This is a genomic window from Paenibacillus psychroresistens, from assembly GCF_009728935.1.
GTDB classification, from domain to species: Bacteria; Bacillota; Bacilli; order Paenibacillales; family NBRC-103111; genus Paenibacillus_AC; species Paenibacillus_AC psychroresistens.
Genome location: NZ_CP034235.1, coordinates 7,620,793 through 7,641,320 on the forward strand (window position 1 = coordinate 7,620,793; position 20,528 = coordinate 7,641,320).

At 41.3% G+C, this 20,528-nt stretch carries 22 protein-coding genes; 13 read left to right on the forward strand and 9 right to left on the reverse strand.

What is annotated here, in order from left to right:
* Positions 1–36 precede the first annotated feature (36 nt).
* From EHS13_RS34200 to EHS13_RS34225, 6 genes are all read right to left on the reverse strand, one after another.
* Positions 37–987, reverse strand: coding sequence for a substrate-binding domain-containing protein (locus EHS13_RS34200; protein ID WP_155704694.1), 951 nt, complete (start codon positions 985–987; stop codon positions 37–39).
* A gap of 88 nt (positions 988–1,075) precedes the next feature.
* A complete protein-coding gene (locus EHS13_RS34205) occupies positions 1,076–2,053 on the reverse strand; it encodes a C40 family peptidase (RefSeq protein ID WP_155704695.1) in 978 nt (325 codons plus the stop codon).
* Positions 2,054–2,194: 141 nt separating this feature from the next.
* Positions 2,195–2,917 carry an MOSC domain-containing protein gene (locus tag EHS13_RS34210; RefSeq protein ID WP_162463392.1) on the reverse strand — a complete coding sequence of 241 codons (723 nt, stop codon included), beginning with the start codon at positions 2,915–2,917 and terminating at the stop codon, positions 2,195–2,197.
* A 60-nt stretch (positions 2,918–2,977) separates the two neighbouring features.
* The gene (locus tag EHS13_RS34215; RefSeq protein WP_155704697.1) at positions 2,978–4,084 is read right to left on the reverse strand and encodes a Ger(x)C family spore germination protein; all 1,107 of its coding nucleotides are present in this window, start codon (positions 4,082–4,084) and stop codon (positions 2,978–2,980) included.
* A complete protein-coding gene (locus EHS13_RS34220) occupies positions 4,084–5,154 on the reverse strand; it encodes a hypothetical protein (protein ID WP_155704698.1) in 1,071 nt (356 codons plus the stop codon). Before EHS13_RS34220 ends, EHS13_RS34215 begins: the two co-directional genes overlap by 1 nt.
* A complete protein-coding gene (locus EHS13_RS34225) occupies positions 5,154–6,644 on the reverse strand; it encodes a spore germination protein (protein WP_227014089.1) in 1,491 nt (496 codons plus the stop codon). The genes EHS13_RS34220 and EHS13_RS34225 overlap by 1 nt, the downstream gene beginning before the upstream one ends.
* Before the next feature lie 248 nt (positions 6,645–6,892).
* Between EHS13_RS34225 and EHS13_RS34230 the strand changes: the two genes are divergently transcribed.
* The 13 genes from EHS13_RS34230 (at position 6,893) to EHS13_RS34290 (ending at position 17,123) form a co-directional block, all read left to right on the forward strand.
* A complete protein-coding gene (locus EHS13_RS34230; RefSeq protein ID WP_155704700.1) occupies positions 6,893–8,317 on the forward strand; it encodes a stalk domain-containing protein in 1,425 nt (474 codons plus the stop codon).
* Positions 8,318–8,356: 39 nt separating this feature from the next.
* The gene (locus EHS13_RS34235; RefSeq protein ID WP_155704701.1) at positions 8,357–9,208 is read left to right on the forward strand and encodes a phosphate ABC transporter substrate-binding protein; all 852 of its coding nucleotides are present in this window, start codon (positions 8,357–8,359) and stop codon (positions 9,206–9,208) included.
* A gap of 97 nt (positions 9,209–9,305) precedes the next feature.
* A complete protein-coding gene (gene pstC, locus EHS13_RS34240; RefSeq protein ID WP_155704702.1) occupies positions 9,306–10,247 on the forward strand; it encodes a phosphate ABC transporter permease subunit PstC in 942 nt (313 codons plus the stop codon).
* Positions 10,244–11,137 carry a phosphate ABC transporter permease PstA gene (pstA, locus tag EHS13_RS34245; RefSeq protein WP_155704703.1) on the forward strand — a complete coding sequence of 298 codons (894 nt, stop codon included), beginning with the start codon at positions 10,244–10,246 and terminating at the stop codon, positions 11,135–11,137. Before pstC ends, pstA begins: the two co-directional genes overlap by 4 nt.
* A 362-nt stretch (positions 11,138–11,499) precedes the next feature.
* On the forward strand, positions 11,500–12,195 hold the full coding sequence (locus EHS13_RS34250) for an HAD family hydrolase (protein WP_155704704.1): 696 nt from the start codon (positions 11,500–11,502) through the stop codon (positions 12,193–12,195).
* Between the two features lie 35 nt (positions 12,196–12,230).
* Positions 12,231–12,437: an NUDIX hydrolase gene (locus EHS13_RS37095; RefSeq protein WP_227013690.1), complete on the forward strand. Its 207-nt coding sequence runs from the start codon at positions 12,231–12,233 to the stop codon at positions 12,435–12,437.
* 74 nt (positions 12,438–12,511) lie between these two features.
* Positions 12,512–12,796 carry an ArsR/SmtB family transcription factor gene (locus EHS13_RS34260; protein WP_319633406.1) on the forward strand — a complete coding sequence of 95 codons (285 nt, stop codon included), beginning with the start codon at positions 12,512–12,514 and terminating at the stop codon, positions 12,794–12,796.
* A gap of 95 nt (positions 12,797–12,891) precedes the next feature.
* Positions 12,892–14,013, forward strand: a complete 1,122-nt coding sequence (locus EHS13_RS34265; RefSeq protein ID WP_155704707.1) for an NADH:flavin oxidoreductase — start codon at positions 12,892–12,894, stop codon at positions 14,011–14,013.
* 171 nt (positions 14,014–14,184) lie between these two features.
* Positions 14,185–14,991, forward strand: coding sequence for a class I SAM-dependent methyltransferase (locus EHS13_RS34270; RefSeq protein WP_155704708.1), 807 nt, complete (start codon positions 14,185–14,187; stop codon positions 14,989–14,991).
* Positions 14,981–15,445: a DUF4362 domain-containing protein gene (locus tag EHS13_RS34275; RefSeq protein ID WP_155704709.1), complete on the forward strand. Its 465-nt coding sequence runs from the start codon at positions 14,981–14,983 to the stop codon at positions 15,443–15,445. The genes EHS13_RS34270 and EHS13_RS34275 overlap by 11 nt, the downstream gene beginning before the upstream one ends.
* A gap of 43 nt (positions 15,446–15,488) precedes the next feature.
* Complete coding sequence (pyrE, locus tag EHS13_RS34280) at positions 15,489–16,025, forward strand: orotate phosphoribosyltransferase (RefSeq protein ID WP_227013692.1); 537 nt, start codon at positions 15,489–15,491, stop codon at positions 16,023–16,025.
* A complete protein-coding gene (locus EHS13_RS34285; RefSeq protein ID WP_155704711.1) occupies positions 16,018–16,434 on the forward strand; it encodes a GNAT family N-acetyltransferase in 417 nt (138 codons plus the stop codon). The genes pyrE and EHS13_RS34285 overlap by 8 nt, the downstream gene beginning before the upstream one ends.
* A gap of 29 nt (positions 16,435–16,463) precedes the next feature.
* Positions 16,464–17,123, forward strand: a complete 660-nt coding sequence (locus tag EHS13_RS34290) for a zinc dependent phospholipase C family protein (protein WP_155704712.1) — start codon at positions 16,464–16,466, stop codon at positions 17,121–17,123.
* Here EHS13_RS34290 and EHS13_RS34295 read toward each other — a convergent pair.
* The 3 genes from EHS13_RS34295 to EHS13_RS34305 all read right to left on the reverse strand — a co-directional run bounded on the left by EHS13_RS34295 (position 17,095) and on the right by EHS13_RS34305 (position 20,500).
* Entirely contained in the window at positions 17,095–17,415 is a 321-nt protein-coding gene (locus EHS13_RS34295) for an L-rhamnose mutarotase (RefSeq protein WP_155704713.1), read from the reverse strand. The two genes, EHS13_RS34290 and EHS13_RS34295, sit on opposite strands and share 29 nt — an antisense overlap.
* Positions 17,416–17,717: 302 nt before the next feature.
* Complete coding sequence (locus EHS13_RS34300) at positions 17,718–19,115, reverse strand: glycoside hydrolase family 32 protein (RefSeq protein ID WP_155704714.1); 1,398 nt, start codon at positions 19,113–19,115, stop codon at positions 17,718–17,720.
* 35 nt (positions 19,116–19,150) lie between these two features.
* Positions 19,151–20,500, reverse strand: a complete 1,350-nt coding sequence (locus EHS13_RS34305; protein WP_162463394.1) for an HD-GYP domain-containing protein — start codon at positions 20,498–20,500, stop codon at positions 19,151–19,153.
* Positions 20,501–20,528: the final 28 nt, after the last annotated feature.

Below are 20,528 nucleotides of genomic sequence, written 5' to 3' on the forward strand. Positions count from 1 at the left end.
TAGATATAATTAAGCATAAGTAGATATAACTAGGTATTAGTTTTCGAATACAACTTGGCCCGTTCGCGACAAATCATAGCCTTGAATCGAGGTTAATTCATGTTTGAAGCCTTCCGAATTTAGTATCTGTTTAACTACCTCAATCCACTCTAGACTGTCTGGAGATTTCAGCATAACCAAATCATATCTTTCTTGAATTAGGGGAATAAATTCCACTCCAGCTACCAGCTGAGCCGCCTTCTCAATTCCGACGCCAACATCGGCTTCACCTAATGCTATTCTACCCGCTACTGCCATATGACTGGATTCTTCGCTAGAGTAGCCCATTAATTGGCTTGAAGCTATATTATGCAATCGCAGCATTTCATCCAGCAAAACTCGTGCACCGGAGCCTTTTTCTCGATTAGCGATAATCAATCCTGCTTGTCCAAGATCTTGCCAAGACGCAAGCTGCTTCGGATTTCCTTTTTGTACATATAAACCTGCCGGTCTGGAAACCAGATTAATCACTATATAGGAGAAACCCATTAGCAGCTTACTAATATATGGGACATTGTAATGACCTGAATCTCCATCCAACAGATGTGTACTCACAATATCAGATTGCCCTTGATACATCGAGATTAAGCTGCCCATACTGCCTGCAAAGCTGCGAAGCGGACGAATGCCTAGCTCTGATTTCTCCAAATGCTTAGCCAGAATGTCCAAGCTAATATCTTGCCCTGTTATCACAATAGTTCGCAGCCCACTAGAAGCTACAGAGATACTCGGTTTACTCGGGAGTTCCTGCTGCACCGCCAGAACGCGACTATGCCCGCTTTTCGTGCTTTCTTTATAAGCTTCTAGATCAGCACTATCCACCCTCATCTGTTTGCCAACCCGATAAGAACGCAGCTCCCCTTTTTTAATGAGATCATAGACGGTTAATTTCGATACCTTGAGCAAACTGGCGATTTCTTCAGATGTATAAGAAATATTGTCGGACATGGAAAACCTCCATGATTAAATTACGATGCTATCTACATCATACGCTGAATGAGGTGATGAAATCTAGAAGCTGCTTCGTTTTGAGGATTTATTTCACTATGCGCTTTGCCGATACAATCCGGCTTGTCCAATTGGCATCGAGATTCGTTACGGTTACACCAACGCCTACCTTGTACGTTTGCAGCACCTTATTCTCACCTAGATAGATACCAACATGTCCAATATGGTCTAAGCCAGTCAGATCTTTACGGGAAGCCGTAGTAAAGAACAGCAGATCACCTTTACGAAGCTGGTCGAGAGAGATTTTATCCCCTTGCTGGCTTTGCTGGCGCGAATCTCTTGGCAGGATCACATCACTGCGGCCGAAAATCAATTTCATAAAGGACGAGCAATCAAATGTTTCGGTTTGTTTAGTTGAGGCTCCAAATTGGTAAGGAGCACCCATAAACTTAAGCCCTTCAGCAATAACAGTATCGATCTTTTTCTCCCATGCTGGGCGGTCCGCTTTATATATGTAATCTGTTGAAGCCCTAAGCAGATAACCAATCTGTCCATCATCTGCAACAACCTGGAGCCAGTCTTTATTCGTTTCCTCCGTAATATGTACAACCGATGCTTTCTGCATATTGCGTAAAACCTTGGCACCCGAAGTGGGATCTTTCAGTAAAGTCCCGAATGCGGTAACGGTGGCAGGCTGAGGATAATATTTGGTTACAGGTGCTGGATTATCGATCGGCGGCAGATCCTCCACTGGATCCTCAGGACTTGCAGAGCTCTCTATCATCGCTGTTTTGCTGGCATCATCCCATTTAATCTTGTAACCGATCGATTCGGCGACCATGCGAATCGGTATGTATGTAGTCCCTTTGTAGTTCAAGCTTGTAGGCACTCGCTCTTTCCCATTGTCAAAGCTATCTTCGGAAGTATAGGATTTATCATTCAAACTCCACTTAAACGGCACAATATTCACTTGGACCTGGACTAACCCTGCCGCAAACACTACTTTCGTTGCAATACCAATGCTTATTACCGAACCTACTAACGTATAAACCCACTTTTTCTTCAAAATAAATCAACCTCCTGTAGAATCTACTAAATGATAAAAAAAGCAGCCGTTGATTACTGCCCTCTAGTAGAGACTCTATTGGAATTGCAGAAGTTGCATTATTTAACACCAAAACGCCCGTCCAAATGTTACCAATCGCACTCAAATCAAATAAATAGCATCCCCTTGGCGAATCATTCCTGGCTTAATTATGGATGCATAAACACCGAAATTCTGCTTATTTACTTTAATTATTTTTTCTAAAAGGGTACCGTCTTTTACAATATAATCTGGATCCAGTGTCACCATCGAGCATCTTTCACATTCAACGTTAATCTGCAGTTCCACGTCGCCGATTCGCAGCTTTCTTCCTACCCACTCCGCTTCAATAAATGGAGTATCTTCTATTAAAGCAACTTTAATATTAGATCTAAATCGACGTTGATCCAGCGGCTTTCCCCAAAGCTGCTCAAGCTCCCGCAATGAAGCATCCGTAATTAATAAGACACTTTCACAATCAACTGCCATGAGCTCAGAGCCCTCCGGTTCACAGATCAGCTGACTCATCTGGCTAGTTGTGAATTGTTGAATTTCTGTTAATAGCTGCTCGTTCCAATCAAAAATAGCCCCTTGCGGCGAGGTTACTTGTACTTTTGGAGACTTATTATCTGCTCCCGCCACCCATTCTGCTTGGTATTGAAGCATTTGCGGAATTTGTCTAGCTGTAAAATATCGTGCAAAATCCTGTTTGCTTTCATCTATAAAAGCATACTTGCGATCTCCTACAAAACCATAAGCAGCTAATTCTGCTTTAAGCAACACTTCGCCAGCAAATGACTTAATCGGGTAGCGCTTTAGCTCTGTTATTTGACCTATTATATTCATCCATAAACCTCCATCAATGTTACTTAAAGACGAGTATATCATCCTGCGCAAGCAAACTCATCATTTAATTACTCCGCGCCTCTGGATCGTAGACTTCACTTTAATCTCTATTTTCATTTCCGGAAATAGCTCATTTTCCCATTCGTCTATACTCATAAAGCCACCTTTTACTGCTGTACGATATTTATTGCCAAAGCCCGCTGGGTCTGATCTTAAATGCTGCAGCTTACTAACCAGCTCCTTAATCTCATCCTGAACACTCTCATTCACCCGCTGCTCCATTTCGTCTATTTGATGAGCTTCCGTAACAAGCATCGCTTGTTCATTCTGGTCGAATTCCAGCTCCAATTGAAGCTGAATGCTAATTTGCTGGGCGTTAACTTTTATTTTATTATGGTATTTCAGCAAATTAAAGGTAGTACTATTCCCAATGGTAAAGGTGGTCGCACGGAGCTTGTTTTTTTGCAGCAAATAAAGCATTTTAGTTTCCTCCGGACTAAGATGGCCTACCAGCTTATCTTTTTTAAATACAGCTAGCTCAGAGACTTCAATTTTATTGCCTGACTTACTATTTTTTACGAACATCACAAATGGGCTTTGCCCTACTTCTGCACTCAAGCTATAGAATTCAAACATATAAATAGGCAGCACTTCAGAAGTATCTGAGCCGTATTGCGAAAAAGTATCCACTAGTGCATCTGCTACAGTTTCAGGCGCTTCTGGGACAATTTCAAGGATGGATTTAACACTGCCTGGTGTAATGCCAATCCATGATACGGGCTGAAACTCCGCTCTTCGCATAAAAAGATCCAAACACGGATCAATCCCCTGTTTAGCCATTTCATTGGAAAACAAAAAAATCTTGGTATGGCCAAATTCAATATCCCTTGCCGATTTCCGTTTCATAATGAAAAGCGCCTCGGCAACATTTCTCCCTTCCGCAGTCAAGATGTAATTAGGTGGTTTACCTGTTGATCCCCCCGACCCAGGAGCAAGAGCCGCATATCTTCCGGGTACTGCAGCCAGTGCATAAACCTTTACTCCAAGCTTGCTTTTATCGATACCCAGTGCAGTAATAAATGTGATTCGGTTGATTTGCTTCATATTGGAGCATCCCGCAAGCGTGAGTAAAATAACAATAACTAGTCCAAGTCTGCTTATAATCATTAGACGGCTCTCCTTAATTTCACAAGTAACCAAATGATCATCGGCATGACTAGGAGCATAAAACCCGTTAATATCCCCATCATGCTGCCGAATCGATAGATCATCAACGGGCCAGAATTAAAGAAAACAACAGTCCCTGATAGAAATCCAGCACTCAAAACAAATAAGCCAGAGGTTCGCTTTTTAAAAATACTCGCGGTAGCCCGAGCAGAACAACGAATAAAAAAGGCTGCGCAAATAATTTCAATGTACTTCCAATAAAGCATCCAAATGAACACAATCCGCTCCAGCACAAAATTCTCTATACGCACTGCATTAATTGTACTATACACAAAATAGACGGATTCCTTAGCTCGAGTGATACCAAAGCTTACTATGCCCATAGCCAGCATAAATGAAATGAAAATGGTAATTACCAAAGTGAATAACATGATCGATTTCCCATTAATATCTTCCTTGCCTTTTCGCATTAACACAATAGCAGCTAGCGGCGAAAAAAGCGGTAAGAAATTAACAAAAGCATTAAAGGGTGCCGTCATTTCCGTTGTATTAAATAAGGGATTCAGCCAATGCCATCTAGCATGCAATAAAGGTATCGCACAAATAAAAAGGAAAAATGGAATTGCAAATATCATCATAATATGTGCATATCTAGCATGGGTTTTCAAAGGGTATAAGGCCCCTGCTGTCGCAAGAACCGTTTCAAGCAACATATACTCTTTAGGCTCCCCCAATAATAAGGCTCTAGAGAAAAAATCCCCGCTAACATAATTAACAATGGATACAATACCGCAAAAGAATAAAGCATAAACCAGATAAATCAATCGAGCCGAGAGCACTATACCCCAATTTTTCGTATCCAGCAATAAAGATAATCCATTCATGGCATGTACCTTTAAGCTAATCCATATTCCAAACAAAACCAGTAAATAGCAGCAAAAAACATACCAAACACTATTTCTCCCCATCCACACTACCACTTCTGGATTTACTCGAGTTGCTAATCCAAGCATAACTACAAATAACAGAATCGGATAATGGACAGATGTCTCTTTTGGGAGTTTCATCATTAGAATAGATCCTCCTGCTCCAGCCACTCTAGCCTTTTCTTCCCTGCTGCTTCACGGCTGTAGGTAGAAGGACGAATTCTCATCATGCCTCGTGATACCCTTGTCATCGCATCTCTGAATAAATCCTTATAACGAAATGTACTAAAAGGAGCGGTATACGGAACACCAAACGAATGCAAATGACAAAGATAGAGCCCTATAAAACCTGTCCCAATGACTACTCCATATAATCCCAAAGGTATTGCCATAATGACAATTAGAAAACTAAGTATCCGCCAAGCCAGCCCAACCATATAATTAGGAGCTGTATAGCTGCCAATTGCTGTTGTCGCGGTGATTACGATCATAATATAACTGATTAAATGGGCTTGCGCAGCGGCAGTACCAATGATTAATCCGCCAACAATCGTAGCTGTGCCACCTATCGTCCTTGGCAGGCGCACCGTAGCTTCATTAATAAGCTCTATGAGCAACAGCATAATTATGACTTCAATATAGGATGGATAGGGGATACCTTCCCGACTCGCTGTAACAGCCAGCATGAATTGAACACGAAACACATCCTGATTTACGGTTGTAATGGCAACATACAGCGATGGCAAGAACAAGGTTATGGATAGTCCCAATAAACGAATGCCACGAAATAATAATGCAGCGATGCTAGAAAAGTAATAATCGTCTGAGGCTTCATAAAGACAGGTTATCGTTGTAGGAAAGATCAAGACGGAAGGCGAGGTATCGACCACAACAACAAATCGCCCCTCCAGCATCGAGGATGCCGCTTTATCTGGTCTTTCTGTCAGTTGAAACATCGGAAATGGTGAATAAACCTGTTTGGATATCAAGTAGCCTATCTGTGTGGAATCCAGAACAATATCCAATTTAAAATCATCGATACGATCACGGAACATCCCCAGTGCTTTTTCATTGACCAAGCCATCCATATAGACCACATTCACTTTTGTTTTGGATCGCTCTCCAATCACATATTCTTCGATGCGGATACTATTATCACGAATTCTACGGCGTATTAATGATAAATTGATATCAATATCTTCCGTAAAAGCATCCCTAGGGCCAACCAAACCTACTTCTCTCTCCGGTGGAACCATCTCGCGATTATGCCAATTGACTGCATTGTAATAAAACCCTTGAGCTAGTTGATTGACTAAGATTAACCAATTCCCTTCGAAGAGAACATCAGCCATTTCTTTATTATCCATTAAAACCGGTTTACAAGAAGCAAGAATACCTTGAATTAAAGGCTGGTCTTTAAGCGGTTCGTCTGTAATCTGTTCTTTAGCGATTGCCTCTCTGATGGGATCTAGTATGTTCATGTTGATATTCAGCGGATCTACAATACTTCTTATATAAATCAGCACCATCTGATCGTCTTGATGATGCGGAAAGGTCATATACTTGATCTCTAAATCAATGGGTTTGCCTAAGTATTGCTGCAAGCTATCTACTGCCTCATGAATCGTTAGCATGCTCAACCACATCCCATCCTTAGCGTCAACCCTATTATTTTCCAAAAGCTACTTTTTTATGCCCTTATTTCGATACCTCGCTTACAATTAATACACACTTGCCTAAATTTAACATTCTCTTAATATAAAGCGAGAAATCGGTTAACAATCCAATGTGATAATGAATCTAGCGTGTAGAGAGATACTGTTGCGTTAACAGTATAGAATCTCAAGTACACAAAATAAACTAGATTGGGCTAGGTGAAAAGGTGAAGAAGAAAATCTTGAAGCTCGTTTTAGCAACTTCCGTATTAACAGCAGTCGTTTCTGTAGCAACCGTTTCAGCTGCAGCCGTAACGACCAAAGCTCCAGCGTTTACAAAAACAGCATTAAATTTTAACGGAAAGAATGCTGATCTTAGAACGGTTGAAGTCAACAAAGTAAAGCTAGTTGCTCTACGTGATTTAGTAGATGTACTTGGTGCATCACTAGAATCAGATAACGGAACAATTACACTTCAATTGCAGAACACACTAGAATTGAAAGAAAAAGTATCAGCTTATACCGTTAATGGCGCAACAATGGCTTATACAGCAGCACCTGTAAATGTAGGCGGCACTTTATTCGTAGAATTAGATACAACAGTAGATGGTCTTGGTGGAAGTGTTGATACTGCTTCAGGAGCAACTACTTACCGCAGCTTCAAGCTACTAGAAGGCGATTTCAGCACACCTTACTGGATCAGCGGCAATAAAATTATCGCTGTTAAAGACGGTGACACTAAAAGCATTTACAAGGTTAACCCAACTGATATGTCTTATGAATTGTATTCCGACAATGAAGATGCATTGAGCCTGATCGTTTCTCCTGATGGAAATTATGGAGTATACACGAATACAGATGCACAAATTAAGCTAATTACGTTGAACCCTGGTATTACTGGGACACTTAGCGTAGATAAATCTCTTAAGACAGATTTCACTTGGTCCGCTGACAGCAAAAAGATTTATTTTGCCCAAGGTGACAATCAAGAAAAAATCTCATACATCGACGTTGCAACAGGCGCGATTAAAACAGTATTGGAAGATAAAATTAATTATAAATCCGATTTGCACCTTTCTGCTGACGGAACTAAGCTTCTGTACAACTTGAATTTACTTGGAACTTCACCTTCCACCTTTAAAGCTGCATCAGGTCCAGAAGACTTGGCTGCCTCTGAAGATACTCTAGCATTAGACTTCAATGTAGCAGGTTCACAATTATTCATGCTTGATCTTGTCACAGCCGGCGCTAAACCAGTCAAGCTTACAGATGGCAAAGCTAATACTTATGATTCAACTGTACTAAACGACGGCAGCGCGGTTTATGTAAATGTTGATCCTGCTGACGATGCATCAAAAGGTTCATTGAAGTTAGTTTCAGCAGCAGGTGTAATTAAAGATCTAGTTGCTGATTTAGATGTAACTTCAAGCGTAGCAACAGCTTCAGGTTCATTCATCATTACTGGATTGAATGCTGCTGGTAAAACAGTAGTAGCAACCGTAACTGCAGATGGCAAGAAAACAGATGTTGTTACTTCCGATGCAGATGTTGTAGATATCTCATCCTCTACTGACGGCGCTACAATCTTTGCAACAATTGACGGCAAGCTAGCCGTAATCAATAACGGAACTATCACTTATTTAACTAAGTAATATCAAAATCATTTTTCCTTGAAAGGGAGTCTATCGACCATGAGTTTTCTTAAAAAATTAACCGTTCTTTCCCTAGCTACTGTATTGCTAGTCAGCACTGCTTCACTTGTTGAAGCTAAATCAAACCTTAAAGGTAAAATCACCATTAACGGTTCCACTGCATTACTTCCTCTTACACTACAAGCAAAAAAAGAATTCAATAAGCTTAACCCGGGTGTTTCCATTGCAGCTTCAGGTAAAGGTTCCGTTACTGGACCTCAAGCAGTAAAAAAAGGCATTGCTGAAATCGGCGCATGTGACTGGGATGCAAGCATCGACGTTCCTGGATTCAAAGCATTTGATGGCCAAGTAGCTAACAAAGTAGCTGTTATTCCTTTCGCTGCAGTAGTTAATAAGAATGTAACAGTAAGCAATTTAACTACAGCTCAATTGCAAGGAATTTTCACAGGTAAGATCACGAACTGGAAAGAAGTTGGCGGAGCTGATGCTGATATCGTAGTTATCAACCGTTCATTCGGATCAGGTACTCGTGTTAACTTCATTATGAAAGCATTGGGCGGTACTGACACAGTTAAGAAATCAAGCAACTATAAAGAAGTAGGATCAAGCGGCGACATGAAAACAAACGTTGCTACTACACCTAATGCTATTGGTTACCTTGACTTGGTTTATGTGAACAGTGATTTCAAAGCAATCAAAATCAACGACGTTGAAGCATCTGCTGAAAACGTAATTAACGGAAAATATAAAGTATGGGCATATGGTTACTACATGACTAAAGGCCAACCTACTGGCGCAACCAAAGCATTTATCGAATATGTACAAAGCAAGGATTTCCAACAGGGTTCATTGAAGAAAATGAAGTTTATCCCAGTTGCAGCAATGAAGTAATCAAGTATTCAACAAAGCATTAAGCTTTGGCAGTAAGAGTTCACGCAACCAGCCTCGGGATTAACGCGAGGCTGGTTAATTTATGGGAGGATCCACTATGAACACACCGTCTGTTCACGAACAGCTGCCACCGAAGATCAATAAACCTAACTTCTCTTTTAACCGCGCTTTCCGAATTCGGCTCCAGAATAAAATGTATCATTATTTCTTTTTCTTTAGTATTGCTATGCTTTGCTTGGTCTTGGGATTAGTTATTTATCTAGTAGCACAGACAGGCCTGCTTACCTTTAATGATGTAACTCCATCTGAATTTTTCCTCTCTCTAAACTGGACACCGGAAGAAGAGCAATATGGCGCTGGCGCCTTAATTATCGGCACCTTATTCCTTACTGGATTAACGCTGATATTCGCTGTTCCGCTCTCTATTGGAATTGCCCTATTTACAGCTGAGATTGCACCAGGCTGGTTTAAGCGAATTCTTCGCCCGATCTTGGACCTGCTTGTAGGAATTCCCTCTGTGATTTATGGCTATATTGGCTTAACCGTACTCGTTCCACTCATTCGTGAATATTCAGGCGAAGGGCTTGGCGATGGAATATTAGCCGCTTCTCTCGTCCTTACTATAATGATCCTGCCTACAATCAGCAGAATAAGCGATGATGCGATTACTTCCGTTCCGGAAAGCTATCGCAGTGCAGCCTATGCCTTAGGATCCACCAGACTCCAGACCTTGCTCTTCATTGTTATTCCTTCGGCACGCCGCGGAATTATGTCTGCCATCATTCTTGGAATGGCCCGAGCTATTGGTGAAACTATGGCCGTGGTTATGGTTATTGGGAATACACCTCAGCTCGCTAAACATTTAATTATGCCTACCTCAGTTCTAACCAGTAATATTGTCATGCAGATATCCAATGTAGAGTTTGATTCCATCTGGAGTCATGCGCTTTATATGATGGCTTTTATCCTGCTGGTTATCTCGTTAATCTTGATTATTGGCATTAGATTACTCAAACCGAAGGAGGAAGCATCCGCATGAGTACCCCAACCGCGCCCTACTCGTTCAAAAAACGCAAGAAATTCACCACTTATATGGATCGTTTCGCCACAGCTGCCTTTTGGGTGTTGGGTATTCTGATTGTTGTATTAATCGTTTGGCTATTGTTTACCATTCTTAAGAATGGGATCACTAAAGTGGACTGGGGGTTCTTGACCAAGCTTCCTGAGGAAATCGACTCTGGCGGCGGGATTGGACCGATTCTCTTCAACTCGTTTTATGTGCTGATTCTTTCCTTAATCTTTTCGTTGCCCATCGGGATTGGTGCTGGTATATATATGGCTGAATATGCAGCCCCGAATAAGTTCACTGAGCTAATGCGTATTTGTGTCGAGGGTCTTGCCTCTGTTCCCTCTATCGTATTTGGTTTAATCGGTATTTCCATCTTTATTGAATTCTTCGAAGTCGGCTTAACCATTATCGGAGCCGCTGTGAGCTTAGCCTTCTTGAATCTTCCGGTGTTAACACGGGTTACCGAAGAAGCTATTCGGTCCGTACCACGTGATATTCGCGAAGCCTCTTATGCGCTTGGGGCCGCTAAATACCAAGTGATCCTTACCGCTGTTTTGCCTGTTGCTTCACGCAGTATTATCACAGGAGTTTCGCTCGTAGCTGGTCGTGCATTTGGGGAATCCGCCGTCATTATTCTGACCGCTGGGCTTAGTACATCAGGGGAATTGTGGGATTTTAATTTATTTGCTCCTGGTGAAACTCTCGCCGTACATCTCTGGTACGTTCAGTCTGAAGCCATCGTCGCCGATGCCAAAGAAGTCGCTGATAAATCGGCTGCCGTGCTGCTCTTTGTAGTCCTCATGATTAACCTTTTGTTCCGCTTGCCGCTCTGGCTCAAAGATCGTCGATTGAATAAGTAGTAGATACGATTTGTTTGCTTGAAAACCGTGCTTTGGTGCGGTTTTTTTGTTTGTTTTTTTTTGGGGGGGCGAGCTTTTAAATGCCTTTTGAGCAACTAAATGATGAAAAAAGTCAGAAGTTATAAATTAGCTGCTCTTTGGGCAAGTAAATCCGTGATTTACTAGCATTTTCGAGCTCTTACTACGATTAGTTGCTTCAAAGGCAGCTATTCATCCCCAAATTATAGAAACATAGCATTTAGTTGCTCTAAAGGCAGCTATTTTCAAAATTATATTTAAAACTTGAATTGCAGGGACATCTCATGGAAATGGATAATATTGGAATTAAGAACTATTAGAATCACAACGAGAGGATGACCACTATGTATAAAGCTATTATTTTTGATTTAGATAATACCTTATTGAATTTTAACACTAGTGAAACGGAATCTATGAAAAGGACCTGCATCGATCACAAACTTTTTGTGGATAATGCTGCGGAATGGGACTTATTCTGGGGAGCCTTTTCGGAGCATAATTTCCGTCATTGGATGGAATTTGTGAATGGCGGCGAGGTCAAAACCATCGGTGATGTATTGCGATTTTCGTTCAGAGACTCTCTTAATCTAGAAGAATTATTTCATAGTGATTTGTCTAATACCTACTGGGATTACTTCTGCAACAGCTGTTTTTTTGAAGATGGAGCTGAGCAGCTGCTGTCGCATTTTAAAGATAAATATCCTCTAGGAATCATTACAAATGGAATCAGTGAATCACAAAGAAAGCGGCTTAAAGCTGGAAATATAGCTGAATTATTCAAATCCATAGTGATCTCTGATGAAGTAGGTATTCGCAAGCCCAAAAAAGAGATTTTTGAAATAGCTCTACAAGATCTCAAACTAAGCCAAAAGGAAGTTTTATTCGTTGGGGATTCCTTGCAGGATGATTATCATGGCGCGCTAAACTCTGGTATCGACTTCTGCTTCTATAACCGCCAAAGCATTGTCATGCCAAACGACATTAAACCTAAATATGCTATCACGAACCTGCTCGATCTAGTGAATGTTGTGGGGCTATGATGGAATCACATCTCTCAAGAGTTAGGCCTACAGGCGTGTTAATCGAGCAAACTGTAATCCGTGAGGTTTATATCCAGTTGCCCACTAATGAATTTGACTCCACTCCAATAAGTGATGTTCGTTTCGTACCTCTTGAAGCAATAACCCAATATGACTTCTCAGAAAAATTTATGGAATTAGCTTGCAAAGGATTCCCCGATTCAGGAAGTTACCAAGGACATAAAAGCAATATTGGGCTTTGACAATTTAATCATATTTACATTTCTATAAATATAGATATAATAAAGGTATGGATACCTTAACGATTATTAAAGTATTGTCTAACGAAACGCGATTTAATATTCTCGAGTGGCTTAAAAATTCCGAAGAGCATTTCGGACCTCAATCTCATCTTCCTAAGGATTGTACTTTTGAAGGTGGTGTTTGTGTTGGAAAGATTTCTGAGAAGGCGGGACTAGCGCAATCTGTCATCTCTGGATATCTGGTCAAAATGCAAAAAGCTGGTTTACTGGAGACTAAACGTTTCGGACAATGGACATATTATCGGAGAGATGAAGGTAACATTGCCAGGTTTAAAGAAAGCGTTAGAGTTGGACTTTGATATTTTTTTAAATTCTATATTTATAGAAATCTATATTTATAGAAATCTATATTTATTAAAGTTACTAAAAAAAACAATTTATTGGAGGCATATTCATGACTAATTCATCAACTCATTCCCAAACGGTGCAAGCTTTGTTTCAGCCTTTCAACCTTGGGAATCTTACTTTACCCAATCGTATAGTGATGGCGCCCATGACAAGAGGGTTTTCTCCTAATGGCGTACCTGGTCAAAACGTTGCTGATTATTATCGCCGCAGAGCAGAAGGCGGAGTTGGGCTGATCATCACTGAAGGAACCTTAATTAATCATCCAGCGTCTGCAAGTAATCCCAATTACCCTAGCTTTTATGGTGAAGCTGCGCTTAAAGGCTGGGCTGAGGTTGTGGCTTCTGTTCATGGAGCAGGCGGGCTGATATTCCCTCAGCTATGGCATGAAGGTACAACTCGTAAGATAGGTGCCCTTCCCAACTTAGAGGCCTTACCTGTAGGTCCATCAGGAATTACTTCAGCCGGAGTAAAAGTAAACGAACCTTTGACAGAAACAGAGATTGCTGAGATCGTTCAAGCCTTCGCGCAAGCTGCTGCTGATGCAAAGAGAATTGGCTTTGATGGTATTGAAATCCATGGTGCTCATGGCTACTTAATTGATGAATTTTTCTGGGACAAAACGAATCACCGTACGGATCGGTATGGTGGAAGCCTCGTAGCTCGCACACTTTTCGCTGCTGAAGTTATTGCAGCTTGCCGTCTTGCAGTAGGACCTGATTTTCCTATCGTCCTCCGTATCTCACAGTGGAAAGAATCCACTTACACGTCTCAATTAGCGAAGAATCCAGATGAGCTGCTACAATTCTTAACTCCTTTAGTAAATGCAGGGGTCGATATATTTCACTGCTCTACCCGCCGTTTTTGGGAGCCTGAGTTTGAGGGTTCTGAGTTGAATTTTGCGGGATGGGTCAAAAAATTAACTGGCAAACCTACTATTACTGTAGGCTCGGTTGGTCTGGATGAAGAGTTTTTAAGTTCTTTTGGAGGAAAAGGCTCTGGAACGGCAAGTATTGATAAGGTGCTAGTTCGTTTAGAGCAAGGAGAGTTTGACTTAGTTGCTGTAGGCCGTGCCTTGCTGGTTGATCCTGAATGGCCTCATAAAATTAAAGATGGCAGGAATGATGAGCTTAAACCTTTTACTAAAGAGGCCTTTGGAACTCTATCTTAATAATGTTTAACCAAAATTAAATACTACACCAAACATTAAGGAGGAACCGCTCAAGGGTTCCTCTTTTTTATGTTTGAAAGCTATGTTGATAAAATAATTTTATCGGCATGAGCATTATTTTAAATTTTACTTTTTATGGATAAAGCTGTAAGTTGATTATGAGGTGATTCTATGTCGAAGAAGATCAGCTTTGGTAACGTAGCTCAGGAATATGCCAAATATCGGGACCAGCTCCCAGATGTAATCTTTGAACAGCTTCGAGAAAGAAACGTAGTATTTGAAAATAAAAAGGCGATTGATTTAGGTGCGGGGAGTGGTATTTTTAGCAGGGCTCTTGCTAATCAGGGAGTTGAAGTTTACGGGATAGAGCCGGAATATAATTTAATTAATGAGGCACGGTTACAAGATCATGTACATAATAAATCAATTACTTATTTAAATTCAGTAGCTGAGGAAATCGACTTGCCTGATCAGAGCTTTGATCTTATAACTGCGCTTAGAGCCTGGCATTGGTTTGAGCGGATTAAAGTCTTGGAGGAAGTTAACCGACTGCTTAAACCGGAGGGCCACTTAATTATTATTCACGCCATATTTCTCCCTCATATATCCGCAGCAGCTCAACAAAGCCTGAATATTATTCGCAGCAATGGAGTGGATATACAACCCGCAGGATCCATGGCGTATACGGCTGAAAGAAGAAATGGTTTTCCCGTAAATTGGTTTGAAGAATGGCTTACAGCTGAGCTGCAAATCGTCGATGAATGGCAATATAACTATGATCTGACATTTACAATCGACGAATGGTGTGGCAAAGTTAATTCACTTTCCTGGCTAACTAATGCCGATGAAGCGCTTAAAGATAGGATCTCAGAGCAGTTAAAAGCAAGCTTAGGAAATGCCCCCTTAATAATCCCTCATCAATATTCCGTAGTGCTTTTGAAAAAGTCTCAGGAAGGACATCCATCCAATGAGTGCTAAAACTCTGAATTATATCCTCTTGTTGATTATCTGCAGTCTAGTTATTATTTTAGTAAAAACTAACCATGAAAATCAGAGTCCCTCTACAAAAGGCAATACGATTAACAGAAGTGACTCTTTTCTGATTAATTTTGATCTCAAGGATTATGAGCACCTAAAAACAATGGTTACCCGGTTTAAAGAAGGCAAAGGCGATAACCTAATGATAATTCAAGCTACCCTAGAGGGCGTCCCTTCGATTCATGATGTCATGTCTAATGGTCGAGAAATCAGGTGGACGGTTGATAACTCTAGAGATCCATATAGCAGCGACAAAGGAAAAACGGAGTACATTTGTAGAGCAATCGATATAAAAGAAACCAACGATCATTACAATTTTGAGCTAAGTAAATGCAATAATTATGAGGAAAAAGAGAAGTTAAGATTGGTTTCATTCCTTAAAGAAAGACTATAATAAAATATACAATAACCCCAACATGAAAGAGGGCTTGTCTACCATGACTACTGCGACTTTAGCTAAACAAATCTATGATATCGCCCATTTAACAGGGACGTTTCTTTTAAGATCCGGGCAAACCTCCAATGAATATTTTGATAAATACCTGTTTGAGTCTAATCCCAAAGTACTTCTAGCCTTATCGAAAGAGTTAGTTAAATTGATCCCGCCTGGAGTTGAGGTCTTGGCTGGCCTTGAGATGGGAGGAATCCCAATTGCGACTGCTATGTCGCTTAAATCAGGTATACCCGCTGCATTCGTTAGAAAAAAAGCCAAGGATTATGGTACATGCAAATTGGCAGAAGGCACGGATATCAGAGGAAAACGCATATGTGTTATTGAAGACGTTGTGACCACAGGTGGTCAAGTGATTCTAAGTACTCAGGATTTAAGAGCTGCCGGAGCAATTGTCGAGGATATCATCTGTGTAATCGAAAGAAGTCCAGAAGCCAAACGAAAGCTCGAAGAAATCGGACTTCGTGTCCATTCGTTATTCAACATGGAAGAGCTTGTGGAAGCAGGAAAACAAGATGTTTGAACTAAGAGGAATGACGATAGCAGACTATGAACAAGCCATCGAATTATGGAAGCAAACAGATGGCATGGTGTTAAGTGATGCTGATTCTGAACCAGCAATCGCTAACTACTTAAACCGAAACCCTGGAATGAGTTTTGTAAGTGTAATTGGGGAGAAGATCATTGGGACTATTCTATGTGGACATGATGGAAGAAGAGGTTTTATCTATCATGTAGCCGTTGATCCGAAGTATCGCGGTCAATCCATCGGGCAGAAGCTAGTACGTTCCAGCTTAGATAAGCTCCTCTCCGAAGGAATAACCAAATGTCACCTGATGGTGCTTGAAGACAATGAGATCGGCAATCAGTTTTGGGCAAAAGCGGGCTGGCAGCGAAGAAGCGGGATATTGCTTTATTCCAAATCTACTTAACTGAACTTGATAAATGGGAGTGATGATAATTGCCTTGGCAAATGGTACATTTCGCAATTGCAGATAAGCTTTATAAGGACAAGCCTTCCTCTGCATTCTTGCTGGGAAGTATTGCCCCTGATGCGATTCATAGCCGGGAAAATTCGAATAGACAGGATAAGAATCGAACCCATCTCTGTAAAAAAGATGGCTCGATGCCAGATTTGGAATCCCTAGCGAATTTTTGCATTACCAATTTAAACAAATTTGAGGATCTGGACTGGAACTCGTTTGTCCTGGGGTATGCTTCCCATGTTTTAGCTGATTTAAGATGGACAGAAACGATTTGGGAAGAGTATAAAGAGAAGATTAAACAATCCGAAGATCGTAACGAACCTATTAAGAAGATCTATAGCATGGAAGTTTGCCAGCTCGATTTTGAACTCTATAAAGAGGAATGGGCAGGTTATATTTTTGCTTCATTAGCTGACTCCAAGGTGTTCTCCATCGAGCCTTATCTTACGGACACGGAAATTAGTTTATATCGCGATAAAACCATTAGTTGGTTAAAAGATCCAGCAAATGAACCTCAAATAACCCTCAGATACATCACTGAAGATGCAGTCAAAGAGTTTATTAAGACAACTAGCGATGAGTTAAGTATGCTGATAAAAGATTGGACTAAGCTAAGTAAAAAATCTCACGCATAGGTGTAATCGGACTAGCCTCATTGAAATCAAAAGAGCCTTCTACCATAGTTGAGGTAATGGCATTCCATTTATTACATACGTCACTTGTTGCAATATAAGCAAATGCAGCTTCAACATCATCACATTCAAAACAATAGAAAAACTGATTCCCATTCTGGAATATGGAATAATTGCTAAAGCCTGCTTTGCTATGCTCATCCATAATTTCCTGCCATGGAGCCAAGTGCATACTTACATATTCCTCTAAGTTTTCCTCTTTAATCTTCCACGTCCATGCAAACTTATTGCTCATCTTATTAACAGCTCCTTTATCATCTACAAACTTTTCAAGCTTAGTATATCATAGCCTTAACTTCTTTTTGATCTGTTTCATTGAATATTTATTATGGAAATATTGCATAGCAAAATCAGAGCTAGTGATTATGGAATCTAAGATCCCCTTTGGCCTGTATCCCCACGGCTCAGCGAGCAGAGAAACAGGAAAAAGAGTACTCTTTAAGCGTTTCTTCAGCTTAAATCTCTATCTGAGCCAAGGGGATACAGGTCTAAAGGATGGAGAAAGTCATAATTAGAATCGTTTAATTAATATCGTTACTAAGTCCAAATAGAACCCAGTTCCCAAATATCAAGCTGCAACAGAGTAACGGAAGCTTCATTTAGCGCAAACACGGAGACATTCACACTTTGCTCAAGAGTTGGATAGATCCGTGTAGAAATGCACGTTATCTCATTAGCAAACACTTCAATAACGGAATGATCTACGAATACATGCAGAGTAAGCTTTTGGCCCTTTTTAATGTCCAATCTGCCTATTAAATTGGATTTATGCGGTTTGTCTGACAAGCTTGACTTACCTCGCTCGACACTTAATGTGCCAAAGCTAGGATCATAAACGATGACCGTCTCTTCCTCGCCATCGGGAGATTGAAGCACTTTAATGCCAAAAGGTATCGTCTCATTCTCAAGCTTAAATTCGGCAATAATCTCCAGTGAGCGTCCTTGTACTCCTGTTAGCCATTCACCTACAGCTATATTCCTTGTTTCAAAAGTATGGTGTGAGTTCCGCAGCATCTGCAGCTCTGGAGCAGGCTGATATTGAAGCTTCCCCGATTCAGCTAAACTGAGAATTCGCGGCAGTGATTGTACCCCGGCCCATTCTCCAATTACAGGAAACGCTCCTCTAGCCACTTCCGTCAACCAGCCCCACATAATGCGTCTGCCTTGCCCATCAAGCAAGTTATTCGGTGCATAAAAGCCCTGCCAGCCACTATAATCCACGATACCCTCAGCTTCCGGTGTGAAGGTGAAATCTTCATTCCAGGTGCCGATATAATATCTCACTACATTGCTTGGAGAATAGATTAAGACATATTTCCCTTCATCCCCTAGTGGAAAGAAGTTGGGACACTCCCAAATCTCAGCATCCCCTTCTAACATTTTATGTATAAACGTCCACTCCAATAAATCCTCTGAACGATAAAGCAGCACGCAGCCTTTACCCTGATGCCCCCCGCCCAAAACCATGAACCAGGCTTCTCTAGCTCTCCAGATAAATGGATCGCGCCAGTCTTTAACCTCAAAATCCCCGTGGATTTTTAAGCTTAGTACCGGATTACCCTCATATTTAGTCCAGCTCAGCATATCATCCGTACTCGTTGCCATCCATTGCTCCGCACCATGAATATGATCCCGTTCATTAACTCCAATACTGGTATAGAAAATCATCGGCACTCCAGCAGCATTCACCGCACAGCCCGAAAAGCAGTGATGCTCCCCAAGCTCTAGCGATGGAGCCAAAGCAATCGGCAGCTGCTCCCAATGTACTAAATCCTTGCTTTTGGCATGTCCCCAATGGATCGTGCTCCATTGCACCCCATGCGGATTATGCTGATAGAATAAGTGATATTCCTCTTTATAGAATAGGACCCCATTGGGATCATTCATCCAGTTTTGTTCAGGCATATAATGATAAATGGGTCTGTGTAAATTCATTCTTCAATTCCCCCAATTCTGCTTTTACAAACCTACTATTCCTCCAAGGAAGCTGCAGCTTGACGTTGCATAGGATCATGACCAAATGACGCTGTTGCATCCATTTGCTGAATCTCTGTCCATTCTGCTTCAGGAATTCGCAAGAATGCTTCAACTACCTCTTGACTGAACTGCGTGCCCGAGCAGCGTATTATCTCAGCGCGTGCTTCTGCATATGAGCGGCGTTTGCGATATGGTCGATCTGAGGTTATCGCATCATACGTATCACATAAAGCAAATATCCGTGCAAACAGCGGAATCTCTTCGCCCCGCAATCCATTAGGATAACCGTTCCCATCCCAGCTCTCATGATGATGCTTCACAACATCCAGGGAAAGCTGCAAGAACTCAATATGACTTAGCATCTGATACCCGGTATGTACATGCTTGCACATAATCACCCATTCTTCCTCCGTCAGCTTACCCGGCTTTAGAAGAATCGCGTCTGGCACCCCGATTTTACCAACATCGTGCAATAACGCTCCGCGAGCAAGCAGACCTAGCTCGACTCCCTCGATCCCTAGCGACTGACCTAATCGGATAGCATAGGAAGTAACACGGAAGGAATGTCCATGGGTTTCATTATCTCGCGAATCAAGTGCACTCGATAAAGCATGCAAGGATTGATCATAGGTACTCTCTATGGTCTGGACCATATCTGCAAGCTCGTGATTCTTTCGATCAATGGTCCGTGTGGAACGCAGAAATACCTGCCTCAAAGCAAAGAACAAAGCAAGCAAACAAATCACAATTACAACGAAAATCCACAGCATCACTTTGCGGCTCGATGCATCCTGGCTCGTAATATCTCGAGTTAGCTCTACAACCCCAATCACTTTATTAGACGTATTTTCGATCGGCACCCACATATGCAAGCCATGCGCTCCTTGCCGTTTCTCCAGGGTTACTCCTTTTAAAACTTGATCAAAAGCTTTCTGATCCGATGCAGGCAGCATGGTCCCCACATCTTTAAGATTATAACTATATGTAATCATTCCATTAGTTCGATAGAATCGCGTACTCACAAAATTATATAAATCAAAATGCAAATGGACCAAGCCATCGACACCTTTATAGTTATCAATCATCCCATGATCCGCCATGCTATAGGCTTCATCTTCCTCTGCCTCCTTATCCTCAGCAAAAATATCCTTCAGGATGGAGAAAGCATTAAAATGACTCTGGACTGCAAGCTTAGTGAAATGGTTGGTATCTTTAACGACAAAATTATTAATGAACAAAATGGTTGCCAGTCCAATGGCAAGTCCAATCGCTACCACGGAACAGCCTAGAATAAGCGTAAATCGTCGATAAGGGCTGCTCTCCTGTTTTACATGTATATTCAAGCTAATCTCTCCTTTTGTGGACTCCATT

What these genes read in the sequence shown, in the direction of transcription:
- EHS13_RS34200 (WP_155704694.1), bottom strand. Translation starts at nt 987, where the DNA reads ATGTCCGACAATATTTCTTATACATCTGAAGAAATCGCCAGTTTGCTC.
- EHS13_RS34210 (WP_162463392.1), bottom strand. Translation starts at nt 2,917, where the DNA reads ATGAATATAATAGGTCAAATAACAGAGCTAAAGCGCTACCCGATTAAG.
- EHS13_RS34215 (WP_155704697.1), bottom strand. Translation starts at nt 4,084, where the DNA reads ATGATTATAAGCAGACTTGGACTAGTTATTGTTATTTTACTCACGCTT.
- EHS13_RS34220 (WP_155704698.1), bottom strand. Translation starts at nt 5,154, where the DNA reads ATGATGAAACTCCCAAAAGAGACATCTGTCCATTATCCGATTCTGTTA.
- EHS13_RS34225 (WP_227014089.1), bottom strand. Translation starts at nt 6,644, where the DNA reads ATGCTAACGATTCATGAGGCAGTAGATAGCTTGCAGCAATACTTAGGC.
- EHS13_RS34235 (WP_155704701.1), top strand. Translation starts at nt 8,357, where the DNA reads ATGAGTTTTCTTAAAAAATTAACCGTTCTTTCCCTAGCTACTGTATTG.
- pstC (WP_155704702.1), top strand. Translation starts at nt 9,306, where the DNA reads ATGAACACACCGTCTGTTCACGAACAGCTGCCACCGAAGATCAATAAA.
- pstA (WP_155704703.1), top strand. Translation starts at nt 10,244, where the DNA reads ATGAGTACCCCAACCGCGCCCTACTCGTTCAAAAAACGCAAGAAATTC.
- EHS13_RS34250 (WP_155704704.1), top strand. Translation starts at nt 11,500, where the DNA reads ATGTATAAAGCTATTATTTTTGATTTAGATAATACCTTATTGAATTTT.
- EHS13_RS34265 (WP_155704707.1), top strand. Translation starts at nt 12,892, where the DNA reads ATGACTAATTCATCAACTCATTCCCAAACGGTGCAAGCTTTGTTTCAG.
- EHS13_RS34270 (WP_155704708.1), top strand. Translation starts at nt 14,185, where the DNA reads ATGTCGAAGAAGATCAGCTTTGGTAACGTAGCTCAGGAATATGCCAAA.
- EHS13_RS34275 (WP_155704709.1), top strand. Translation starts at nt 14,981, where the DNA reads ATGAGTGCTAAAACTCTGAATTATATCCTCTTGTTGATTATCTGCAGT.
- pyrE (WP_227013692.1), top strand. Translation starts at nt 15,489, where the DNA reads ATGACTACTGCGACTTTAGCTAAACAAATCTATGATATCGCCCATTTA.
- EHS13_RS34285 (WP_155704711.1), top strand. Translation starts at nt 16,018, where the DNA reads ATGTTTGAACTAAGAGGAATGACGATAGCAGACTATGAACAAGCCATC.
- EHS13_RS34295 (WP_155704713.1), bottom strand. Translation starts at nt 17,415, where the DNA reads ATGAGCAATAAGTTTGCATGGACGTGGAAGATTAAAGAGGAAAACTTA.
- EHS13_RS34300 (WP_155704714.1), bottom strand. Translation starts at nt 19,115, where the DNA reads ATGAATTTACACAGACCCATTTATCATTATATGCCTGAACAAAACTGG.